The sequence below is a fragment of the Halorarum sp. SLYT50 genome, assembly GCF_059821265.1.
The window spans coordinates 59,688-80,406 of sequence record NZ_JCAMRW010000005.1 but is presented as its reverse complement, the minus strand read 5'-3'; the positions used below and the strand labels follow the sequence as shown (position 1 = coordinate 80,406).

Annotated in this window: 22 protein-coding genes and 2 pseudogenes; 18 read left to right on the top strand and 6 right to left on the bottom strand. The window is 60.0% G+C overall.

The annotated features are described in order from the left end of the window. Positions 1–328: 328 nt before the first annotated feature. Entirely contained in the window at positions 329–1,732 is a 1,404-nt protein-coding gene (locus AC6RUA_RS19585) for a phage NrS-1 polymerase family protein (protein WP_499816254.1), read from the top strand. Here AC6RUA_RS19585 and AC6RUA_RS19580 read toward each other — a convergent pair. After that, on the bottom strand, positions 1,729–2,400 hold the full coding sequence (locus AC6RUA_RS19580; protein ID WP_499816187.1) for a DUF7509 family protein: 672 nt from the start codon (positions 2,398–2,400) through the stop codon (positions 1,729–1,731). The two genes, AC6RUA_RS19585 and AC6RUA_RS19580, sit on opposite strands and share 4 nt — an antisense overlap. A 22-nt stretch (positions 2,401–2,422) precedes the next feature. Between AC6RUA_RS19580 and AC6RUA_RS19575 the strand changes: the two genes are divergently transcribed. Both AC6RUA_RS19575 and AC6RUA_RS19570 read left to right on the top strand, forming a co-directional pair. Beyond that, positions 2,423–2,920 (top strand): helix-turn-helix domain-containing protein, encoded by a 498-nt coding sequence (locus AC6RUA_RS19575; RefSeq protein ID WP_499816186.1) that lies wholly within the window; start codon positions 2,423–2,425, stop codon positions 2,918–2,920. Positions 2,921–2,925: 5 nt separating this feature from the next. Beyond that, positions 2,926–3,201 carry a hypothetical protein gene (locus AC6RUA_RS19570; RefSeq protein WP_499816185.1) on the top strand — a complete coding sequence of 92 codons (276 nt, stop codon included), beginning with the start codon at positions 2,926–2,928 and terminating at the stop codon, positions 3,199–3,201. 167 nt (positions 3,202–3,368) lie between these two features. On the opposite strand, the gene AC6RUA_RS19565 is transcribed toward AC6RUA_RS19570, so the two are convergent. Beyond that, the gene (locus AC6RUA_RS19565; RefSeq protein ID WP_499816184.1) at positions 3,369–3,611 is read right to left on the bottom strand and encodes a hypothetical protein; all 243 of its coding nucleotides are present in this window, start codon (positions 3,609–3,611) and stop codon (positions 3,369–3,371) included. 360 nt (positions 3,612–3,971) lie between these two features. Here AC6RUA_RS19565 and AC6RUA_RS19560 point away from each other — a divergent pair, with 360 nt between their 5' ends. The 8 genes from AC6RUA_RS19560 (at position 3,972) to AC6RUA_RS19525 (ending at position 8,342) form a co-directional block, all read left to right on the top strand. Then, on the top strand, positions 3,972–4,490 hold the full coding sequence (locus AC6RUA_RS19560) for an Lrp/AsnC family transcriptional regulator (protein ID WP_499816183.1): 519 nt from the start codon (positions 3,972–3,974) through the stop codon (positions 4,488–4,490). Positions 4,491–5,404: 914 nt separating this feature from the next. Beyond that, positions 5,405–6,052, top strand: a complete 648-nt coding sequence (locus AC6RUA_RS19555) for a helix-turn-helix domain-containing protein (protein ID WP_499816182.1) — start codon at positions 5,405–5,407, stop codon at positions 6,050–6,052. Positions 6,053–6,163: 111 nt separating this feature from the next. Continuing rightward, complete coding sequence (ddfA, locus tag AC6RUA_RS19550) at positions 6,164–6,481, top strand: DdfA family disk-determining factor (protein WP_499816181.1); 318 nt, start codon at positions 6,164–6,166, stop codon at positions 6,479–6,481. A 221-nt stretch (positions 6,482–6,702) separates the two neighbouring features. Further along, a complete protein-coding gene (locus AC6RUA_RS19545) occupies positions 6,703–6,981 on the top strand; it encodes a DUF8069 family protein (RefSeq protein WP_499816180.1) in 279 nt (92 codons plus the stop codon). A 5-nt stretch (positions 6,982–6,986) separates the two neighbouring features. Then, the gene (locus AC6RUA_RS19540; protein ID WP_499816179.1) at positions 6,987–7,313 is read left to right on the top strand and encodes a DUF7558 family protein; all 327 of its coding nucleotides are present in this window, start codon (positions 6,987–6,989) and stop codon (positions 7,311–7,313) included. Positions 7,314–7,508: 195 nt separating this feature from the next. Next, positions 7,509–7,742: a hypothetical protein gene (locus tag AC6RUA_RS19535; RefSeq protein WP_499816178.1), complete on the top strand. Its 234-nt coding sequence runs from the start codon at positions 7,509–7,511 to the stop codon at positions 7,740–7,742. A gap of 85 nt (positions 7,743–7,827) precedes the next feature. Further along, positions 7,828–8,007: a hypothetical protein gene (locus tag AC6RUA_RS19530; RefSeq protein WP_499816177.1), complete on the top strand. Its 180-nt coding sequence runs from the start codon at positions 7,828–7,830 to the stop codon at positions 8,005–8,007. Next, entirely contained in the window at positions 8,007–8,342 is a 336-nt protein-coding gene (locus tag AC6RUA_RS19525) for an SWIM zinc finger family protein (RefSeq protein WP_499816176.1), read from the top strand. Before AC6RUA_RS19530 ends, AC6RUA_RS19525 begins: the two co-directional genes overlap by 1 nt. 344 nt (positions 8,343–8,686) lie before the next feature. Here the strand turns inward: AC6RUA_RS19525 and AC6RUA_RS19520 are convergent, their stop codons facing one another. After that, a complete protein-coding gene (locus AC6RUA_RS19520; protein WP_499816175.1) occupies positions 8,687–10,279 on the bottom strand; it encodes an FAD-binding domain-containing protein in 1,593 nt (530 codons plus the stop codon). Positions 10,280–10,485: 206 nt separating this feature from the next. Between AC6RUA_RS19520 and AC6RUA_RS19515 the strand changes: the two genes are divergently transcribed. The 7 genes from AC6RUA_RS19515 to AC6RUA_RS19485 all read left to right on the top strand — a co-directional run bounded on the left by AC6RUA_RS19515 (position 10,486) and on the right by AC6RUA_RS19485 (position 17,202). Then, positions 10,486–10,779 (top strand): hypothetical protein, encoded by a 294-nt coding sequence (locus AC6RUA_RS19515; RefSeq protein ID WP_499816174.1) that lies wholly within the window; start codon positions 10,486–10,488, stop codon positions 10,777–10,779. Positions 10,780–11,136: 357 nt separating this feature from the next. Then, positions 11,137–11,838 (top strand): DUF7437 domain-containing protein, encoded by a 702-nt coding sequence (locus AC6RUA_RS19510; RefSeq protein ID WP_499816173.1) that lies wholly within the window; start codon positions 11,137–11,139, stop codon positions 11,836–11,838. A gap of 9 nt (positions 11,839–11,847) precedes the next feature. Beyond that, positions 11,848–12,378: a PIN domain-containing protein gene (locus AC6RUA_RS19505; protein WP_499816172.1), complete on the top strand. Its 531-nt coding sequence runs from the start codon at positions 11,848–11,850 to the stop codon at positions 12,376–12,378. A 115-nt stretch (positions 12,379–12,493) separates the two neighbouring features. Next, positions 12,494–12,664, top strand: a complete 171-nt coding sequence (locus AC6RUA_RS19500) for a hypothetical protein (protein ID WP_499816171.1) — start codon at positions 12,494–12,496, stop codon at positions 12,662–12,664. Positions 12,665–13,104: 440 nt separating this feature from the next. Further along, positions 13,105–14,004, top strand: a complete 900-nt coding sequence (locus AC6RUA_RS19495; RefSeq protein ID WP_499816170.1) for a DNA-binding protein — start codon at positions 13,105–13,107, stop codon at positions 14,002–14,004. Positions 14,005–14,178: 174 nt separating this feature from the next. After that, positions 14,179–15,111 carry a transcription initiation factor IIB gene (locus tag AC6RUA_RS19490; protein ID WP_499816169.1) on the top strand — a complete coding sequence of 311 codons (933 nt, stop codon included), beginning with the start codon at positions 14,179–14,181 and terminating at the stop codon, positions 15,109–15,111. A gap of 1,158 nt (positions 15,112–16,269) precedes the next feature. Next, a complete protein-coding gene (locus AC6RUA_RS19485) occupies positions 16,270–17,202 on the top strand; it encodes an ArdC-like ssDNA-binding domain-containing protein (RefSeq protein WP_499816253.1) in 933 nt (310 codons plus the stop codon). 40 nt (positions 17,203–17,242) lie between these two features. Here AC6RUA_RS19485 and AC6RUA_RS19480 read toward each other — a convergent pair. The 3 genes and pseudogenes from AC6RUA_RS19480 to AC6RUA_RS19470 form a co-directional block, all read right to left on the bottom strand. Continuing rightward, positions 17,243–17,851, bottom strand: a pseudogene (locus tag AC6RUA_RS19480) (restriction endonuclease); the annotation flags it as partial. 191 nt (positions 17,852–18,042) lie between these two features. Further along, on the bottom strand, positions 18,043–18,324 hold the full coding sequence (locus AC6RUA_RS19475; protein ID WP_499816168.1) for a TaqI-like C-terminal specificity domain-containing protein: 282 nt from the start codon (positions 18,322–18,324) through the stop codon (positions 18,043–18,045). Between the two features lie 41 nt (positions 18,325–18,365). Continuing rightward, positions 18,366–20,490 (bottom strand): annotated as a pseudogene (locus AC6RUA_RS19470) (Eco57I restriction-modification methylase domain-containing protein). Between the last annotated feature and the right edge of the window lie 229 nt (positions 20,491–20,719).

Sequence of the window (20,719 nt, the reverse complement as noted above, 5' to 3'; positions counted from 1 at the left end):
AGGGCGCGATGTTCCACCCAATCCGGAGCGACGGTCATGAATACGTCGACTGTTCCACCCAAAATCGCAGGACGGAAGGCTGTTCCACCCATTTCTGATGGGATAGCCAACATACTCGTGTCAACTCAATGCGCGGAACATTGGGTGGAACATCGCCACGTCGGGCGATTAGCGGCTCAAATCGAGTGGTGTTCCGACCAAAATCCAACTAGTATAGTGGTGGGGGGTGGCCGTTGGAGATTGGATTTTGCGGGGCCGCAGGCCGCAGGGGAGGTTTATCAGCAAGCTGAGAGGGAGTGGACTGCCGATGACAGAGAGCGTGAGACCAATGAGTGACAGTAGTATCGAGAATCCGGTAGGAGTACCGAGCGCGTTCGTCGCAGTTGAGCAGTGGATCTGCTGGCGCGAAGAGGAACGCGACGGCAAGCCAACCAAGATTCCGGTGACACCTGGGACGGGTGGGTTCGCCTCGTCGACGGACCCCGAAACGTGGAGTGACTTCGAGACGGCGCTTGAGTTCAGTCAAGGTGAGAAGGTGGATGGACTTGGCTTCGTGTTCAGTGCAGACGATCCGTTCGTCGGGATCGACTTGGATGACTGCCGAGATCCAGAGACATCGAGTATCGACGAGGATGCTCGTGAGATCGTGAACCGGCTCGATTCCTATACGGAGGTCTCACCGTCGGGGACTGGGTTTCACGTTCTGATCGAAGGGGAACTGCCCGAGGGTGGGAACCGTCACGGGAGCGTGGAGATGTACGACTCCGCGCGCTTTTTCACGATGACCGGCGACCGTGTCGACGTCAAGCCGCAGACCGTAAACGAGCGGCAAGAAGCGCTTGAGGCGGTGCATCGTGAGTATGTCCAGGAGCCGTCGATGGGCGGTGGGGGTACGTCGGAGGAGTCGACGCACTCGGTCGACACGGAAGCAGTCGGTCTACCGGAGGAGTCGGTAACGGACGTGACCTTCTCGGACGAGGAGCTGCTGGCGAAGGCACGGGACGCGGGGAACGGCGAGAAGTTCGACCGGCTGTGGAGGGGCGGGACGAGCGGGTACCCGAGTCAGTCGGAAGCCGACATGGCGCTGTGTTGCCTGCTGGCGTTCTGGACTGGTGGGGATGCGATGCGGGTCGACAAGCTGTTCCGCCAGTCGCGTCTCTATCGGCAGAAGTGGGACGACGTCCATCACTCGAACGGCGACACTTACGGCGAGCGAACGGTCAAGCGTGCCATCGACAATACCAGTGAGTTCTACGAGCCCTCCACGCGGGAGGGGACAGCGGAGCAGGAGGACTCTGACGACTTCGCCGCAGAGTTCACAGCAGCCTCGAGTGGCCCGTCGGCTGAGACGCGAGGCGTGGACGCGGATGAGCCGACGAAGACGACACAGAGCGAAGCAAGCGGGTCAGCGGAGCCGGCACAGACAGCAGGCGGATCGGTCGAGACGACAGAGGACACGACAGGTGACCTGTCGGATGGGCGCGAGCGTGCCTACCTGAAGGAGCGGAACACGGTTCTCTCGGCGAAACTTGAACAACGAGAGGCCACTATCGACGAGTTGCAGGACCGTGTCGAGACGCTCGAAACGGAACTCGCCGAACTGCGATCACGGACAGCAGGACGCACACAGAACTCTCCGACTGGGACGACAAACGGCGACGCCTCAGACGAGGCCGCTGATCGGTCACTCTGGGACCGTGCGAAGGGGCTTCTCGAGAGCGGGTCCACCTAATCGGCTGACTCGTCGACGGAAGAGAGATCCCCACGACGCTCACTCCGGAGCACGCCGGCGAGGAAGCGTTCAAGTTGCTCGTGGAGTTCCGATCGAGTTCCGTACTCCGAGAGTGCGACTTCGTACTCGTGGGGGACAGCATCGAGCGTTGCACTTGAGACGCCGTGTTCGCGGAACACGTGGAATCGCTGGGGCGATTTCTGGGGAGTCCCCCCGCCGAGACCGAGGTCGAAGCCAGAGAGGACGGCTCCGATCTCGATATCGACGCCATCACGCACCCCTGCCTTTGGCAGGATGAACACGACCGCGTTGCTCGCTTCGGCGTACGCTTTCGACTGGCTGATCACGTTCATCCGCTCGGCGTCCGTCTCGTCGGGAAACTCCTCAGTGGGGATATCGGGATCGACGGCGAGGAACGCGTTCACACCGACATCCGTGCGTAGCCATTCGACGATGTCACGGAGTTCGTCTTGGAGTTCGGTCTCGTCGTCGCCGAATGCGCCCATATCGAGGTCGGCGTCGTCGATCGTGAGGTCGTCGCGGAGGTAGTAGTCCGGACGGAACGTCGTGTACGGGCCCATTACGTAGACGAGAAACTCGGTGTGTGCCGTCGGCGGAAGGCGGTCGAGTAATACCTCCCGCATCGGCGTCCCGTCGTACGTTCGCATTGGAGTTTGGTGGTCTCGCTCGGTGGATAAAGCCACCTACTGTGACCGAGGGGAGACGAGGTTAATGACCGTTAACCTGATTACGACGGGTCGTGTACTCTCGCTCATGGCGGATAGCCCCCCGACGGCATCGACGGAAACGGATGAGCCCGAAGCCGACGCGATCGCGACGCTGACGGCGGATCTCTTCGACGAGGATCCGATCCTCGACTTGGATGCGTATCTCGACCTGTTCGGGGAGATCGCGGAGCGCCCGCGTTTCGCGATCCTATACGCGCTCAAAACCGAGGGCAAACTGAGTGCGAACGAACTCGGCGAGGCGCTCGGTCGACGTGAGAACAGCCTCCACTACCATCTGAACCGCCTCGTCGAGGCAGGCCTCGTGGAGAACCGAAAGCAGGAACGGCCGGACGTGAACGGACTCTACTCGTACTACGAGCTCACCGGCCTCGGCGCGGATCTGATCGACGCGGCGACCGAGTTCATCGGTCAGGAGAAGGCGGCACTCGAACAGTACTGACGACTGTGGAGCCACAGACGCTTCGGCTGCTCCAGCAGATCCTCGCGACTGAGTGGGGCTCGTTGAGTGCGCGCGAACTCGCCTACCGAAACCCGGAGATCACCGAGAGTACGGTCCGTGATCACCTTCGAGAGATGGCGACGCGGGACCGACCGCTCGTCGCGAAACTCGAAGCTGAGACACGTGAACAGAACGTCCCGTGGACGTACTATGCGGTCCCGAGTACGCGATTGAACTCCCTAGAAGAACTCGGCGCGTATGAGGGCATCTCGGTGCTCTAGCAGATGGAGCGGACCGCAGATGTCGAGCGGATTGAAGAATTTGACCATCGACCGACGCCCGACTGGTTGTAATCTGCTTGGTATCGCGTCGGACTCTCACCTGCCCGCTCTTTTGGAGTAGTACTCCACGCCCCTCTAGTGAGAGCACTCAACAGGTGGCCGTCAAATCACGTGTCGTAGGGACGCGGTGGAATCCGGATCTCCTCTTCCACTTCGTAGAGATACCCCTTCAGGAGGAGTTGCTCGATCTGTTGAGTAGCTTCAGTGTACTCGAACTCGCCGTTAGTGAGACAGTCGATTGCCGCCTCGTGAGTCAAACCTACATCGTCGTCTCGGGCCTCGACGCACTCCTCAAGATGAGTGAGTACCTTCCGATTGGTCGGACCCAGCGGCGTCCGCGAGTTCGGCATACGTGCCAGTATGGCCCGCTCACACTAGGTTATTGGGGCATGTCAGACGCTCCGCGTGCGCTATCGACGCATCTCGCTCACGAAGAAGCTCAGTGCCGCTGAGAACCCGCCACGACTTGCTGGCGGGGTATGTGGAATCCTCTTGAAGGAAGCGGGCTCCTATTTGCCTGTTCCCGATCGAACAGGCCACCGCGCTACCAGTTATCTCTCTGAGAGAGGAGTTCGAAAATAATCGTAGTGCCGCCGTGATTCCCCGGTACTGCCCGCTCGCGCGACTCGCCGTTTTCGTACCGCTTGGACCATCGCTCACGGGAAGAGTTGGCGCGAGGGATTTATTTAATGACCGTTCATATCCACTCTATGGCCCGCGATCTGGACAATGTCGATCGGAGCATCCTCTATCTATTGCAGCAAGATGCTCGCAACGCAACGGCTCAGGAGATCGCCGACTCGGCGGGTGTCTCTCCCAGTACCGTGCGAAACCGGATTGAGACACTCGAAGCTGATGGCATCATTCGAGGCTATCATCCGGAGATCGACTACGAGGCCGCCAACCTCCCGTTACAGCTGACGTTCATCGTGACTGTTCCGCCGACCGAACTCCCTCCGATCTCCGAGCAGATTCGGGGCATACAGGGCGTCATCGACGTGCGAGAGATGCTTACCGGACGACGCAATATCCACGTCGACGTCGTCGGGACGAGTCGCGACGACATCACCCGGATCACGGATGCGATTCACGAACTCGATGTCCAGATCGAGAGTTCCGAGATCATGCGTCGCAGACACGTTCAACCCTTCAATCACTTCTTCCTCCAAGGGACAGCCGAAAGCGACGCGCGCGACGATACTGAGGTGAACACTGATTCGTCGGAATGACAAATATATATTATACCTGACTTCCACACTTTTCAGCGATTTATCTGCGGATTTCGTTCCCTCCCCTCAGATATCCACAGCGTTGGCTATCGCCGAGTGTGTGATCTCGAACATACTTGTCAACAACCACGAAACTGTTATCCGGTCGTTTCTCTTCTCTCTAGTGAGGAGAGCATGGCGGTCGCGTCCGTCCTTGGGGGGGCTCCTTGAGAGGACTTCCATGTACGACGACTGCTTCACCGCACTGACGAACGAAGACCGACGAACGCTCCTAGTCACGCTCCTGCAATCCGACCCGATACTCCAATTCACGTCCCCATTGAGGGGGACGGGACCTCGGAGACGCTCGATTTGGAGTACGAACAACAGGTGACGATGTACCACCAGCACCTTCCGATGCTCGCTGACCTGGGGTTCATCCGATGGAACGCCGCGACTCACGAGATCACGAGGGGGACACAGTTCGAAGATCTCCGCCCACTGCTCACCCTGCTAACTGAGCACAGGAATGGATAGACCACACAGCAGGATACCCGTGTGATCTCTACGGGAGCTGACCCCCGACTCACCTCGGATAGCTACCCCGTCTCGCGAACGCGAGTTGGAGGTGTGAGTCGCTACTGTTATCCCTTGGTGGAACCTCAAAGGTCTACGGACCGGGATTTGCACACTATGCGTTCTCCCCCCTGAGGAAGGAGGGCTCATGAACGCCGACAGTCGTGTTGCGGTGACACGGTTCATTCGCGTGGCCTGCACGCGAGCGCATCACACGGTAACTCCACGCTCCACAGGCCATCCATGACCAGAACCACAGCCCTGCGGCTACACGCTCGTGTTGTCACTCCTCGCCTCGGACACTCGGTGTCCTTGTCTCGACTCATGTGGACGGGGAACCATTCCGGTAACCTGCCCGGATGAGCATCGTCATCACGGAGTTGACGATCCCGAGCGACGCGTTTACGTTAGGACAAGTCCTTCAGGACGGTCACGATATCCGGATCGAACTCACCCAGTTCGTGCCGGTGAGGGGTTCTCTCGTGCCCTATTTCTGGGCAGAGACTGCCGACGAAACGGCGTTCGAAGAGTCCGTCCGAGGAGACGACCGCGTTGGGACCCTGACGAGACTCGATGGTGGCCACGAGCGGCACCTCTACGCTATCGAGTGGGCCACCGAAATAGATGGGTTCATCGGTGCTCTAAGAGACCACGATCTCCTCGTCGAGGAGGCGACTGGAACGGCCGAGACGTGGCGCTTCCGCTTACGAGGGCCTGACCGTGGAAATCTCGCGTCGTTTCAGCGAACACTGGCTGACAAGGACATCCCAGTCGAGATCGGACGGGTCTGGAGTCCGACCGACCATCCGGCTATCATGTATGGAATCACCGCCAAGCAACGCGAGGCGCTGGAGTTGGCCTTCGAGAATGGGTACTTCAACGTTCCTCGCGAAACGAACCTCACCGAACTCGCCGCGGAGATAGAGATCACTCAACAGTCGTTCTCTCGGCGGATCACTCGGGGACTACATAACCTCCTCGCTACGACCCTCATCAGCAAATCGTAGCGGGCGTCAGGACTACCGAGATCTCACTTCGTACGCTCGATACCCTCTATTAAACGGGGTGGATACGAACAGTTTGATTCTATGCGCGTGGGAATCGTACCGAGAGCCAGTATGGACGACTCCACGAACACCAGCGAGATCGATTCGACGTCCCTCCAAGTAGAGTGGACACACCCTGATCGACTGACGTTCTCCATCGTCTCTGCGGTTGCTGAATACACCGGACGGGAGGCTACTGAGCTTACGCCTCTGTACGAAGCGATAGACCCCGACGGGGTTGAGGAGCTATTTGGGTCGGCTCGGCCGAGCCGACACCGAAATCAGGGGGGAACGTTCGAGTTCACCTATTCAGGCTGTGACGTTCAGGTGGGTAAGAACGGTACTATCACCGTTTCACGGGCGACCGAAGCGTCGTCGGCCGAGACGTAATCCCTCTCCTCTCCTCTCCTCTCCTCTCCTCTACCGTCGCTTTGGCGGGGAGACGAGGAGGGGTGCTGTGAGCGTGGTACGGTGAGATTCAGTTATTAGCTAACGAGGCCCTCCAAATGGGTGCTTGAGTCTCGTCGCTCCTCGCAAGTGCCTCTCTGTAGCAGGAGTAGTTTATCGGCGCCAAGAAGCCTGAGGCGCTCCAGAGCGTCTCGTGATTCCACATGGATGGTCCGACTGCGTTCGACGTTACGAATACCGACCACGAGCGCTTCGAAGCCGAACAACTCGCGCAGGATCGAGACGCCGAGCAATCGACGGTAGACCTCACCGACGGGACGGCGCGGCGGCTCGTGAACGACCTCGTCGACGATAGCGTGGTGACGCCCGTTGCGGAACGACGAGTGTTGGTCCACGACCCGAGTGGGGAGGCGTTCGACTCGATCACCCAACTCGCCGTGTTCCATCGTGGCTGGACCGCCGCTCGCGACGAGGAGGCGTAACGCTGGTGCAACAGACACTGACCGGCTGCCAGTTCTGTGAGGCAGCGCCAAGTGGACAAGTCGCTGAAGCCCGAACGTGGGGTCACGACGACCTCGTGACCCATTCGATCTGTCTCGACTGCGCGACTCAGGCGGTCGCTGATCCCGACGAGCACGGGCAGCACGCCTGCGACGGGTGCAGGCTCGTCGTTGACACCGGCGCGGCGCTCACACGCTTCCGCGTCGAACTCGGCCATCTCGAAGGGACGCTCCGATTCTGTGAACGATGTAGCCCCGATGGGCTCGCAACATACTGGACGCGTGACCTCAGCGACCACATCATCAGCGAGTAGCGAGTCTTAACCAACAAATGCCGGCGTCCCCTGTCGGTAGCGTTGGTTAAGATGGCCGAGTCTATCGGCGCCGGAACGGGCGAGGCGCGAGTACATTCGCGTCTCGTGGTCACCAATGAGTGTTCGATACGTAGCCGACGAGCCGACGTACCGTCTCGATCACCCCGAAGCATCTGTCAGCCGGGAGGAGCAGTGATGCCCGCTGGCGACGGCGCGACACGGGTGGTCTCCGAGCCAACCTGTGAGGATTGCGGCGCACAACTCACGGGCGAACTCCGAATCCGGGTTGACCGCTGGGCGATGGTCACCTGTCGCGAGTGCGCGCCGGAGACTCGCGAGACCGCGCCGCCATCGTGTACCGTCCTCCCGTTGCCGCGAGCCGACGATAGCGACACGACGGACGGTGGGGCCGCCGAGGAGACGACGTGAGAACCGACCCATAGCGACCGCAGAGGAGTTTTTCTGCGCTTGAGGGAGCGAGGCGCGCGTTTCGAGCGTGTTCTCGTGAGTATTCATGACTGGATCAGAGACGGTCGAGAAGTCAGCGCAGCGTCCCGACGAACACGACCCGGCGACCGACGAGCAAGACCAGGATGAAGAGACGTGTCCCAACGGAGAGACGTGGTGTGAGGGGCCTGAGAGCGACGACCTGCCGTGTTTCCGCTGTTACCTTGATGGGCAGGAGGAGAGCTGATGAGCGCCATCACAGATGCCGGTGGCGCGGAAGCGATTGAGGAGACGCTGTCCGACCGAGAGATCCGAGCGCTCACCGAACGGTTGGTCGTCCTCGACCGGGACGCGCCGGGGCTATTCACGGTGTTCTCCGAGGAGGGCACGGAGTACACGGTCGACATTCACGACGGTGGGGCGTGTACGTGTCCGGACGTCGAGTTCAACGACCCGGAGGGTGGATGTAAGCACCAGCACGTCGCACGGTTCCTGGCGGGTGACCGGGATATCCCAGCGTGGGTGATTCGCGAGGAGATCAACGCGCAACTCGCGACGCGAAGTTTCGGAAGGACGGCCTGATGCGGCAGGCGGTCGCGTGTGACGGCTGTGGGGAGCGTCGAGGCCGTCACTACATCGGTGGCCGGCGACTCTGTGAGCCGTGTCTCAACGGCTCCTCGGACTCAGGGAGTGAGTGTAGATCGAACGGACCGACCGAGACATGGCACGTGACCGAGAACGGTCAGACGGCTCACCGAAGCCGCGACTGCTCGGCACTCACGCATGCAACGATCGTCGAGACTCTCACTGCCGACGAGGTGGATGACGACTACGGACTCCGGCGGTGTGACCGGTGTCAGTACGACACCGTGCCGACACTCGCGGACTAACGCTCATCTCGGCCTCTTGTCGCTCAGAAGACCCCATTACTCTCCAAACTGATCGAGGGCAGCCTGCTGGTCCTGTGAGTGCCCACTCGGGGTTGTGTTGCTCGGAGATGTCGAGTCGCCGGATGCCTCTTCAACCATGTTCCGGCTCTTCGGCGACAGCGACGCTCGACGGAACACCTCGGGGTCGTCGAACGCCGCTTCGGACTCCTCACGAAGCCCACCGAGTGTATCGAGTGCGGCCTGTCGTTCGTGTTCGTAGTCGACGACCGGATACGGGTACGCCTCCCCAATCGTCACACCGAGTTCGTCCTGGAGTGAGAGTGGCATTCGCTCGGGCCGGTCGAGGTGCTCCGGCGGCACCGGTTCGACTTCGGGTACCCAGCGCTTGATGAACATGCCCTCGGGGTCGTTGTCCCGCACCTGCTTCCGGGGGTTGTAGACGCGGATCGCGCCGATCCGCTTCAGGCTGCTCTGGCTCTGCCACTGGGTGTAGTTGATCGCTGGGTCGGCGTCGATCAAGTGGTAGTACATGTAGTCGGCGCCGATCTGCCATGGCTGTTTGAACACGAGGCTGAACATGGACGCACACATCGCGCGCATCCGGAAGTTGAGCCAGCCCGTCCCCCGGAGACACCGCATCGACGCGTCGACCATCGGGAACCCCGTCTCGCCGCGCTTCCACGCCTCGATCAGCTCGTCGTCGCGATTCGACGCGTAGGGGTCTTCGAGTACGGGGTTGACCGCGGTGTCCATCCACCCCGACCAGTCGGCAAGCTTCTGTGTGTAGTGGCGGTTCCAAAACAGCCGCGAGACGAACGACTCCTTGCCGCGACAGTCGATCGCGTCGTCCAGCGCGTGATACACCTCCCGGACCGACAGCGCGCCGAACCGGAGGTGTGCCGAAAGCCGGCTGGCGTACGTCTCTGCACCGAGCGGGCTGCTGATGTTCTCTTGGTACTCGTGGATGACGTCGAGAAAGCGGTCGAGTCGCGCCAGCGCCGCCGTTCGGCCGCCGGTCGGAACGTCCGTCTTCGATGGGTTAATTTCGTACTTGCTCTCGATCGCGTCGATTGTGACTTCGGTCTCTACGGCGTGGCTTCCGAACCCCGACTCGTGCGGTCGGTTGAGCGGGGCTTCGAAGTGCGACTCGGCGTGGTCGCTCCATCCCTCGCGGTCGGTCTGACCGTATCGAATCCCGTCCTCGGCGACGAACTCGATGCCATCGCGGTCGGCGAGTGCGTCGTCGCGGCGCTTCCCGTAGCGTCCAGTCGCGTTTCGTGCGGCGACGACGTTCCACTCCTGGTCGAGAAACGCATCGAGTACGGCCGTCGGTGATCCATGGCCGTAGACAAGCGTCGTCCCAGCGTCGGCGTACGCGTTCGCGAGGTCACTCAAACACTCGTGAAGAAAGCGAACTCGTGCGTCACAGGCGAGGCCGTCGGCCCCGTAGAACTGCGGGTCGAAGACGAAGAGTGGACAGACGGTGTCGTACTCAACAGTCGCGTATTCGACCGCTCGGTTGTCGGGGAGCCGGAGGTCCCGTCGGTGCCACAGAACGCAGGCGTTCCTGTCGACCTGCGGAGCGGTCGAATCCGCTGGCAGAGGGTCTTCAGGCAACGAATCCGGCATTACAATAGAAAGGGGTTCGAGACGAATAAGTTCAGGGCGTGGCCCCCCTCTCTGTCTGTCGTTTCGCAAGATGACCTCTCCGTCAGGTAACAGTTGGACGAGTGGTTACTAGAAAACCACTGAGTACAGATATATACTTACTTAGGAGATTTCAGAGATAGAATTTGAGCGGGAACGGTTATCACTCGCTTCTGGGAGGACCAGCTATGAGAGACGATCAGTGGGATATCCAGAACGCGTTCGAAGCCGGAGCCGACCACGACCACCACGCAACCGGTGAGTCCCTGTCGGTTACTGAGGCGATCCTCGACGAACTCTCGGGGTTCGGTGTCTTCACCGAGGGCGAACTCGCCTCCCGACTCCACCTCGATGAGGCAGTTGTTCTCGAGCAGTTGTACGAGCTCCGAAGCCAGGGACGCGTCGACGGGACCGACGGAGCGTGGACACGTGATTTCGAACACGGTGAACTCCCCGAACCTGACGACGAGTACATCTTCTGAAGACAAACGACTATCCTGACGGCGTCGGTCCAACTGTAGCGAGAAATAGCCGCGTGGGAGGTACAATTCCCCGAGATCGCTGAGCCAGAACTGATGAGATATCTCTCGGAAAGACGCTGAGATACGGAAAACCGATTCGACGCGACTGCGTCGAATGCCCTTCGTAGCTATTCCTTGTGACCAGAACTACTTAAACGACAGAGCAGCTGGGATTTCCTTCACTCTGGTTCGCGGCATCTTCGTTGAGTATTGAGGCCGAGACCACTTGAGTCGATGCGCGTGTTCGGATTCTCCGTTAGCATCTCTACCGCAAGCCGAGACGGTAGTCTGAAGTACATAGACTTCGGACTTTAGAGTATGACCGACCGCGAATCGTTTCGTCCCGATGGGGGAATCGATACGTTCGACCCACCGCCGCTCGACGCTCTCGACGAGGAAACCCTCGCTCCCGAGACGATGGCCGAGAACGCCCCCCGTCTCGAAACCGTCATCCAGCTTCTCAACCGACCGGCGCTCGCTCGTGTCTACGTCTACATCTGTTACTGGGGACCAGTCGCGCCGCCGGCAGTCATGGACGCGCTCGATCTCTCGAAATCGACCACCTACGAGTATATCGACCAGCTCGTCGATCTCGGGCTCGTCGACCGCGACGACGCGACGCGACCCCACCAGTTGACTGCCGATCCGATCGTCATCGTCGAGCAGTACGTCCCCATCATCATCACGCCGACCGTCCTTCACGCGCTTGCGCTCCAGGAGGTCGACGAGGACGTCGAGTACTTCCTCGATCGATACGGACTCGGGAAGCTCATCGCCGCCCTCCGCGGCGCCGGTCTCCACTTCGCCGGCAAGACTACTCAACGGATGGTTGCGAGTGACATCGACGTTCGCGACACCGAGGCGATGATGATCATCTACGCGCTCCGACCCGCACTCATCGTCGGGCGTGACCACGACCCGTTCTTCGAGTATCTCTTCCCCGACGTCCACGACGCGATGGAGCTTCCTGCGCTTGATGAACTGGACGACGCGCCGAGAGAGGCGGCGCCCGACGAATGAGGCGGGTGGATGGACGCTGACTCGCCACTCGCTACTGACGGGGATGTGCTCGTCGACGCGAACATCTTCTACGCGCTCGGCCATCCGCCGAACGCGCGGTACGATCGCTTCCGAGGGGAAGTACAGCGGGCCGGCGTCGTGCTCAAACTCCCTCGACGTGTCGTTGGTGAACTCGGCGGCCCCGAGAACGCCCGCGTGCGGGCAGCTATCGAGGAAGGGTGGGCAGAGGTCATCGAGGCGCCGGACCCAACGGATGGGGATGCCGTGGCCGCGAGCGATATCGCACGTCGGACAATCGCCAACGAAATGGGCCAACCCGAACACGAAGTCGAGAAGACCGATACGATCCTCGCGGGACTAGTGATCCAGTACGTTCGAGATCGCGCACCGACGACCGTGGTCGTCTTGACTGACGACCAGCCGGCTCGGTCGGGTATCGAGAATGCGGTGACCGCACAGGGCTATACGGGAGCGATCACCGTCTACGGGTTGGTCGATATCATCGGGGACGACCCCGGTGACTCGCTGCGGCTGATCTGAGAACAGGTACCTCTCCGTCGTTCCGACCGCTGTGGACGGCGCGGCTGCGGCATCTACTTTCGAGCGTGCACTCGGCGCAATGCCTAACCACTCACATCGAATCCGTGGGGTAGCAATGGCATCGGGTAGTGATTCTTCGGGCGCGGTCGATGATGAGGTCCGCCAGCTGTACGAGCGCTATCAGGCCGCTGAGACCGATGAGGAACGCCACGAGATCGCCCGTGAGATGGGGGAACTTGATGGGCGTCGCCACGCGGAGATCTACACGGCGCTTGAGGACGAGTAGCCGATTTTCCGGTCTGTTGATAGCGGCTGATCACCAGTTGTCGGGCCCTGATCGATCGGTAGTACGCACCGGCACGCCCCGCGCGGTGCGTTCCGCCTTCCGCGTCACTCGCGACTGACCATTCCGGGCTGCCTGCCTGCAGTGGCGGGCGGGCTGCCGGGCTAAAATGAATATGGCTTCGACGCCAGCGGGTAACCGCCAGGGGCTGCGCGCCGTGGGTGCTCACCCCCGACGCTTACTCCGCTGGACGTTCGCTCCGGGCGGGTCACCGCGCGTGGCTGGTTTGTTGTCTACCATCGGCGCGCTCTCGCGAGCGCCCCGCTCTCGCGAAGGCGCGAGCGAGAGCGCGCGAAGGAGTAGTCGGTGTGTGAGGACAGCCACGGCTGGAGAGTCGTGGTATGGGAAGAAGACGCCGAGTGAGCGCCTTCAGGATCTTCGCAATGTCGAGTAACAACCAAGGCAGTAAGGAAGTTTCGGTGGATGAGCAGGCGTTCGAGAACAACGACGAGGCGGCAGTCGACGAGGACGGATTCGAGGTCGTCGACGAGCGGGCGGCGTTCCGGCCGACGGTGGAGATGGAAGTGCAGGCGAAAGTGGACGCCAACCACCCGGACGCGCGGGTCGACGATGACCCGGATCACATGGTCGGCAAGACCCTGGCCCAAGAGGAGCGCATCCAAGCGCGGAACGACGAGTTGGAGCACATCAGTACCCAAGCCGAGTTGACAACTCAAGAGGGTCGGCCAGGGCGAACGCGAGACGTGGTGACCGAGCAGAGCGCAGCACAGCATAAGGAGTTCAAGGAGCGGCGTGCGGCCGTGGACCACTGGGCCGACCCCGAGCGGGACGACCCCCGAGAGATGCTCACCCAAGAGCAGTTGGGGGCGGTCAACAGCGAGGCGATACGGATAGATGGAAAGCTCGAGCAGTGGTCGCGGGCGGCGATCAGTCAGCGGTTGGCACAGGCGGTCGTGGACGGAACGAGCATGATGAGTGCGGTCCTGCGCGTGTTCGAGCAGTTACAGACGGCACCCGGACGGGTCGTGCCGATCGGGGAGTTGGACGGGTTGAGTCGACAGACGGTGAGCATTGAAGGAACGGTGACGAAGCTGTGGACTCCGCGATCGCCAGCGATAGCCCAAGTCGGACTCATCGAGGACGACAGTTCAAAAATCAAATTCACGGCGTGGGAGGCCAGCTCACAACCACTGGTTGAGGAAGGAGAGCGTGTGCGGATGCACGGGGTGGCGCGGAACTGGTATCACGGGCGTCTCTCGGTGGCGCTCCGGGGCTGGAGCACCGTCCACTTCCCTGAACGCGGGCGCTGGTGGAACGAATAGCCTGAGTGGCGGCCCCCTTTTTTGCTAGTGCGCGTACGGGCACCGCCACCTCCCACCACCTCCACGGTCCGGGCGGCTCACAGAGCCGCCGGGCTTTCGCCCTCGGCTTTTTGTCAGCCCCTGGCGGGTGAGGGGCGCGAGACAGCGTCTTCCTCGAAACTTCGGTGACTATCGATGGCGACGACAGAGAGAGACATCTACACGACGACCGTCGACGAAGACGTACAGCCCAGCGCGAACCACTGTCCCGAGTGCGACGGCCGGGTCACCACCAACGCGGCCGAAACCGTCTGTGACGACTGCGGGCTCGTGATCGACGACCAGCGGCTCGACCACGGTCCCGAGTGGCGCTCGTTCGACGCGGACGAACGCAACCGAACGGGCGCACCACTCACGGAAGCGCGACACGATCGCGGCCTCTCGGCCGAAATCGACCACCATGTCGACGCGAACGGCAACACGCTCTCGGGGCGGAAGCGCCGCCAACTCTCGCGACTTCGACGGGAACACAAACGCGGCCAACGGCATTCGACGGCTGAGCAGAACCTCGCACACGGACTGGGTGAAGTTCGGCGGATCGTCAGTACACTCGGCCTGCCCGAGTCGCTGCGTGACCAGGCGTGCCAGCTGTTCCGAAGTGCGCAGTCTGAGGACCTACTCGTGGGGCGGTCGATCGAGGCGATGACGGCCGCAAGCGTCTACGGCGCCTGTCGGTGTAACGGCCTCTCACGAACGCTCGATGAGGTGAGTGGGCCGGCGCGGGTCGGGCAGGCGAGCGTGACGAGCGCCTACAAGACGTTGAATCGAGAGCTCGGTCTGCCGGCGCAGCCAGTCGCACCGAGTGACCACATCGCCCGGCTCTCGTCGACGATCGAGGCGTGTGATCAGGTCCGACAGCAGGCGCGACGTTTGGCGGAGCGAGCGGAGGCCGACCAACGGACGGTTGGAGTGAAGCCGTCAGGATTCGCGGCGGCGTGTCTTTACGTCGCCGGCAAGAGGCACAATCAAGCGTTCACCCAAGACGCGGTTGCAGAGGCGGCGAGTGTGTCGCAGGCGACGATTCGGTCGCATCGCTCCATACTGACTGACGAAAGCGAGCTACTCTGAAGACGAGGATTCTAGCCCACTTCGTCGGTTGAGTGAACACACAGCGGCCGCATCAAGCGCTCGACGGACAAACGCCAATTGAGACGATCAAATAGACAGTGCCATAGAACCGAACGTTTCTAAGTCGCTGAGTACCTCGGCATCAAAGCGCCGCTCGGAGACGAGACAGTGCCGCTCTCGTCCTCCTCGCTTACTCGGACGGCTGGCCTGGCCGTCGCCTCTCCGTGGCACCACGTGGCTTTCTGCGGTACTCACGTCGACGTCGTCCGGCTCGTCGCCGGTGTCGACAGTGTACCTGTCCCCGGCGGATGGGACTAGTGCTCGCTCGCGCGGTTCGCCTGCCAATCCGACTGCCAACTCGTGCCAATCCGACTGCCAACTCGTGCCAATCCGACTGCCAACTCGTCCGCAGGCCTACGCAGGACGCATCTAAGGACATGAATTATCACTATATCCGCCGAATCAGTGGTGAGAACTGCTATTTCGGTATTCTCCGTTTTCACAATAGATGGTAACTCACCGCAAACAACTCGTCGTACTCCTAGTGATGGCTACTGCTGTCCTCGCTGCTCCGATGGCCGCCAGTACCCTCGTCTCGGCAACGGACGGGGAAACCATCGTCGCCTGTGTCAACGAAAAAAACGGGAAGGTATCGATCGCTGATTCAGCCACCGAGTGTAAGAGAAATGAGGCCGTCCTAACGTGGAATATCGAGGGACCCCGCGGTCCACCAGGTCCACAGGGTGAACAAGGTCCACCAGGTCCACCTGGTTCGGTGGAGGAAATCGAAATCTACACGGTCACTGAGTTTCGCTTCGTCAAGCCTTTACAATCCGTTAGCTTCAGCGCCAGCTGTAACCCAGGTGACCAGGTTCTAGGTGGCGGATACTCTGCTGGTTCCGAATTTGATGTCACCAGCAGTGGCCCTAATGGAGACGAACATTGGGCGGTGATCGCCGACAATCGCGGTTCTCCGGATTCTAGCCCGGCAAGAATAACCGCCTTCGCGAGATGTCTGGATAATTAAACGACAGCCGAGACCGTGTCTTACTTTTTAGATTTTCACTCATCCTGTGTTATTACGCTATCGAGCGAGGTCGGGCTGACCGGAGGGCTCGGGGAAGGGCACTCGAATCGAGAGTGCCCACGCAGTTCGCCATGTCACTACAGATGGATTCGCGGGTTAAGTTCGACGACTCTGAGACCCGCCACGACGAAATGCACAGCTCGATCGACGAGTGGCTCGACGACCTCGCAACGCTGACCGACGAGGCACGGGCCAGCCAGCAGTTCCAAGACTGGCTCGATGTCCAGTCGCAGTTCCACGACTACTCGCACCGGAACACGCTTCTGATACACCTCCAGCGGCCTGAGGCGACTCGCGTCGCCGGGTACAACACGTGGCAGTCGAAATTCGACCGGCACGTCCAGGAGGGCGAGCAGGCCATCTGGATCTGGGCGCCGATCATCACCACCCGCTGTCCGAGGTGTCACAACTCGCCGTCGTATCACGACAATAGCGACTGTGCGTACGACGAGACATTGCCCGAAGAGTGGTCACGCGGGCTGGTCGGATTCAAGCCGACCGCCGTGTTCGACGTCGCACAGACGGAGGGCGAGTCACTCCCCGAGTTGGAGACCGAGGCGACCGGCGACGCCGGTGATCTCGTGCCCGCACTCGTGGAGGCAGCTGACGACCTCGGTGTGACCGTCGAGATCGTCGACGCCGACGAGTGGGAGCACGGCGAGGCGATGGGCATCTGTCGGTACCAGTATGCGGCTGACCAGAACCCGATCGTTGAGGCGAAGGCACGAGCGAATCAGGCTGATCTGGCGGTGACGCTCGTACACGAGTACGCACACGCACTACTGCACGATGGGGTCGACGCCGAGCAAGGGCGAGCGAAGCGGGAGGTGGAAGCCGAGGCGGTTGGGTACGTCGTCGGGCGGTACTTCGGGCTCGATACCAGCGGGTCGGCGTTCTACCTCGCCGCGTGGCAGGACGACGACGCGGAGACGTTGCAGGATCGGCTTGGGCGGATCAGTTCGACCGCCGGGCGGATCATCGATACTGTTGACGAGTCTCAATAAACAAGTCCAGCGTGTAGAGATTCCTCGACCCCTTCGCTAACTACTGTTCAACTGCGTCTTCCACGATCTCGATCTCCTCGTTTGTCAGCCCGTACAACTCGTAGACGATCTCGTCGATTAACTCGTCAGTACGTTCGATCTGCTCCTCCAACTCCTCGGCACGTTCTCTCGTCTCGATGTAGCTCTCCAGCCCATCGCGTACGTCGTCGACGGCAGGCAGAGTCAGCTTGCGCAGTCGGTCTACCAGCGAGTTCGTCTTCGTGGCGGTCTCTCGGAAACCGGCGAAGCCACCCGCCTCGTCGACGGCAACGGGGACGAACGCCTCGATCAGGTCCGCCTCCGTCTCGGTGAGGTCGGTGATGCGGAGTGCAGGTAGAGCGTCAGTCTCCGTGTAGCCCCACTGGTCCGTCTCATAGGCGTCTTCGTCGTCAGGTTTGTAGCGTGCGGTCAACTGTATCTCGACAGTGGTATCCGACTCGCGTTTGACTTCGGTGCAGCCGACGCGAAGGTTGGGCTTCTGTTCGGTAGTCTCTTGGAGGATGGACTCTGCGGCATTCTCTGGTGGTTGGGTGAAGCCGATGTTCCCGAGACTCTCACCATCTCCGTAGTTTCCAATGTGATCGAGTAACGACAGGTTCATCTCTTTCTGTTTTCTGTGGAGGTCTATCATCTTCCCACCTAGTAGGGGTAACACCTCGCCAGCATGTTCAGACGGCTGATCCCACTCGAAGCATTCTCTAATAGATGATCCTGTGAGGTAGGTCTCGTAGTTAGACTCAAATTTGGTCTCTTTAAACTCCCATTCGGGAGATTCCGGTGGCAGCGGTATTGAGAATGGGTTCAGATAGTCTGTCTTAAGGTAAAATACCCTCCACGAAGCGCGTAGCCAGTATTCTTGAGGAAATACCAGAGAATGTTAGTATTTAGAATTGGGAGTAGGTATTCCCCACTAACCCACTCATTATCTGCTTTTACACCATAGACCTTAGTTTTATGGTATAATCCGTCGGAATCGTAAGTGAAGTTGGTTCCATAGCTGATCTCTGGCGTAACGATCTTCTCCTCCTCAAACTCTGTAAGATTCTTCGGATAGACGTAGTCGTACCAACCTTCTCGATCCATCTTGCCACTCTCTCGAGCTCGGATCTTTTCCTCATGCTCTTTCAAATACTTGTACAGATGGGGGTATGACTCTGAGAGCGTATCTTCTTCAATAAACTCTGTCTCGATTTATTGCCGTCCTGATGAAGGTGATAGGGAAAGATGACAAGATACTCTGGGACAAGTGGGTCATATCGATGGACATCCTGACCCTTCAGTAGTGGCTTCAGGAGTTCTGACTCTACTGTCCATTCTTTTCCGTCTTCTTGGCTCCTAACTGTAACTAGATCTCCATCAGGATCCTCAATTTTCTCCAAGAGATAGATTGAGTCACCACTTGTAACCAGTCCCTGATATATTCTTTCTGTCACTCTTTCCAAAGTTGGCCCAGCTTCATTGATCTTCTCAAGAACAGCTTCCGTTTCGGCATCGCGGAATATCCACGGGTCAGAGCCATAGTCGGTTTCTATCTCTCTAAGTGACGGCTCTTCTCCTCTCATTAAACTCATTGGGGAAACTTCTGCATAGCCAAATTCCTCTTCCCCGTCCTTACTCAGGAACAGCAGGCAGGTGTATACCGAAGCACCCTCAAACACCTGCTCATGCTTAAATGAGACAACCTTATACAGAGACTTTCTCTCTGAGATGTATTTTCTGAGCCCTTTTCCAAAGTCACTTTGGAAGAATTTGTGTGGTTCAATAAATCCCAGTTTCCCACCAACGGAGAGGAGCTGTTGGCCCTTCTCAGTAAAGTTCACATATATCGAAGTTGCCAGTTGCTGCCTTGTACTCGCCTGTGAAGTATGAAGCCTGCTCGGGGGTGTGGTCACGAAGAGATTGTATACGGATATACGGCGGATTCCCAACTAGCGCATCAAACCCACCACTCTCGCGCATCTCCCCGTCCGGCCCGAAGAACACCTCGGGATACTCCAGTTCCCAGTGGAAGAAGTCCTCCTCCTCGGCCGTCGCCTGCGCCGACCGGAACCAGTCCTGATCCTGAACCTCGCCCCACTCCGCCTCGTCCTCGATCGCGCCGGCCATCTCCTCGTAAACGCCGTCAGGTACGTCCACCCCGAACCGTTCGGCCGTGTGCACGTTCGCCATCTCGAAGAGCCGTCCGTACAGCGGGTCCGAGCGGATCTCGTCGTACGTCTCCTCCATCGACTTGATATCCGCGAGCGTCTCGTTGTCGATGGCGAGTAACTCCGACATCAACTCCATCACGTGCTCAAGCGTATCCCGGCGCACCCGCGCGAGCGCCTGCATCAGTGTCAACTGCCCACCCTCCTCGGCGGTGTCATCCGAGAGCACCTCGGTAATGTCTGACCCCACCAACGAGTTCCCGGTCTTGAGGTGATGGTCGAGGAACGCGAGCGGCTGGTCGGTCGCGAGTGTTTCGAGCCACATCGAGAGCTTCGCCAACTCGACGGCCATCCCATTAACGTCGACGCCGTAGATACACTCTCGTGCCAGAATCCGCCGAATATCCTGCTCGTCGTATCCCTGGATCTCCTGCTCACGAATGACTTCCATCACCTGTTCGGTGAGGTAGCCAGTCGCCTTCGTGAGGAAGTGCCCCGACCCCATCGCGGGGTCCAACACGGTCAGATCACGAACCTGCTCTAAGAACGGCGCGATGTATCCCTTGTCGCCCGGTTCGAGCCCTTCCTCTTCGGCGATGTCGGCCTTTATCTCCTCAATCAGCGGGTCGATCGTCTCCTCGACGATGTAGGCAACGACGTAGTCGGGCGTGTAGTACGCACCTGTGGCCTTCCGCTCGCCTTCGTCGTTGACGACGTACAGTTCACCACGGTCGACCGTCTCCACCGCGTCGGCGACGCTCACTTCCGTCGCAGGCTTCCACACTTGCCCGCTGTCCTCGGATACCGCCGCGTACTGCTCGGGAGCGATCCGGAACTCGTGTTCGAGCAGCCCCTCGTAGATCGTTCCGAGGTGCCGCGTATCTAGGTCAGCGTAGTCAGCCAGCACGTATCCACTTCCGTCCTCTGCACGGGTCGTTCCGAGCCGGTAGACGACTTCCGCGATGTATCGGTCGGCGACCTCGTTGTTCGCGAGGAACTGGTGGGTATCGCTGTCGAACAGCCCTCCATTGTATGGGGGAATACCCAGCGACTCCTCACCGGCGTCGATCAGCCGGAAGAGGTCTTGGAGTCGGCCCCACATCGACGTGGAATACTCACTGTAGTCGTCGAATGACTCACCCGAGCTGATGTCCTCGTGAATATCCTGTCGGAGCTCGTCAAGGCTGAAGTTCTCATTAAACTCGACCGCTCGACTGGGATCGTCCGGACTGATGAGATGCCGTGACTCGGCGTACAGCACGAACATCAGTCGGTAGAGCAACACGAGTGACTGTTCTTTCAGCTTATCACGAGCCGCTTCGTCGTCAGGG

Coding starts and splice junctions, on each gene's coding strand:
- AC6RUA_RS19585 (WP_499816254.1), top strand. CDS start 329: ATGAGTGACAGTAGTATCGAGAATCCGGTAGGAGTACCGAGCGCGTTC.
- AC6RUA_RS19580 (WP_499816187.1), bottom strand. CDS start 2,400: ATGCGAACGTACGACGGGACGCCGATGCGGGAGGTATTACTCGACCGC.
- AC6RUA_RS19565 (WP_499816184.1), bottom strand. CDS start 3,611: ATGCCGAACTCGCGGACGCCGCTGGGTCCGACCAATCGGAAGGTACTC.
- AC6RUA_RS19560 (WP_499816183.1), top strand. CDS start 3,972: ATGGCCCGCGATCTGGACAATGTCGATCGGAGCATCCTCTATCTATTG.
- AC6RUA_RS19555 (WP_499816182.1), top strand. CDS start 5,405: ATGAGCATCGTCATCACGGAGTTGACGATCCCGAGCGACGCGTTTACG.
- ddfA (WP_499816181.1), top strand. CDS start 6,164: ATGGACGACTCCACGAACACCAGCGAGATCGATTCGACGTCCCTCCAA.
- AC6RUA_RS19545 (WP_499816180.1), top strand. CDS start 6,703: ATGGATGGTCCGACTGCGTTCGACGTTACGAATACCGACCACGAGCGC.
- AC6RUA_RS19535 (WP_499816178.1), top strand. CDS start 7,509: ATGCCCGCTGGCGACGGCGCGACACGGGTGGTCTCCGAGCCAACCTGT.
- AC6RUA_RS19530 (WP_499816177.1), top strand. CDS start 7,828: ATGACTGGATCAGAGACGGTCGAGAAGTCAGCGCAGCGTCCCGACGAA.
- AC6RUA_RS19525 (WP_499816176.1), top strand. CDS start 8,007: ATGAGCGCCATCACAGATGCCGGTGGCGCGGAAGCGATTGAGGAGACG.
- AC6RUA_RS19520 (WP_499816175.1), bottom strand. CDS start 10,279: ATGCCGGATTCGTTGCCTGAAGACCCTCTGCCAGCGGATTCGACCGCT.
- AC6RUA_RS19515 (WP_499816174.1), top strand. CDS start 10,486: ATGAGAGACGATCAGTGGGATATCCAGAACGCGTTCGAAGCCGGAGCC.
- AC6RUA_RS19510 (WP_499816173.1), top strand. CDS start 11,137: ATGACCGACCGCGAATCGTTTCGTCCCGATGGGGGAATCGATACGTTC.
- AC6RUA_RS19505 (WP_499816172.1), top strand. CDS start 11,848: ATGGACGCTGACTCGCCACTCGCTACTGACGGGGATGTGCTCGTCGAC.
- AC6RUA_RS19500 (WP_499816171.1), top strand. CDS start 12,494: ATGGCATCGGGTAGTGATTCTTCGGGCGCGGTCGATGATGAGGTCCGC.
- AC6RUA_RS19495 (WP_499816170.1), top strand. CDS start 13,105: ATGTCGAGTAACAACCAAGGCAGTAAGGAAGTTTCGGTGGATGAGCAG.
- AC6RUA_RS19490 (WP_499816169.1), top strand. CDS start 14,179: ATGGCGACGACAGAGAGAGACATCTACACGACGACCGTCGACGAAGAC.
- AC6RUA_RS19485 (WP_499816253.1), top strand. CDS start 16,270: ATGTCACTACAGATGGATTCGCGGGTTAAGTTCGACGACTCTGAGACC.
- AC6RUA_RS19475 (WP_499816168.1), bottom strand. CDS start 18,324: ATGGATCGAGAAGGTTGGTACGACTACGTCTATCCGAAGAATCTTACA.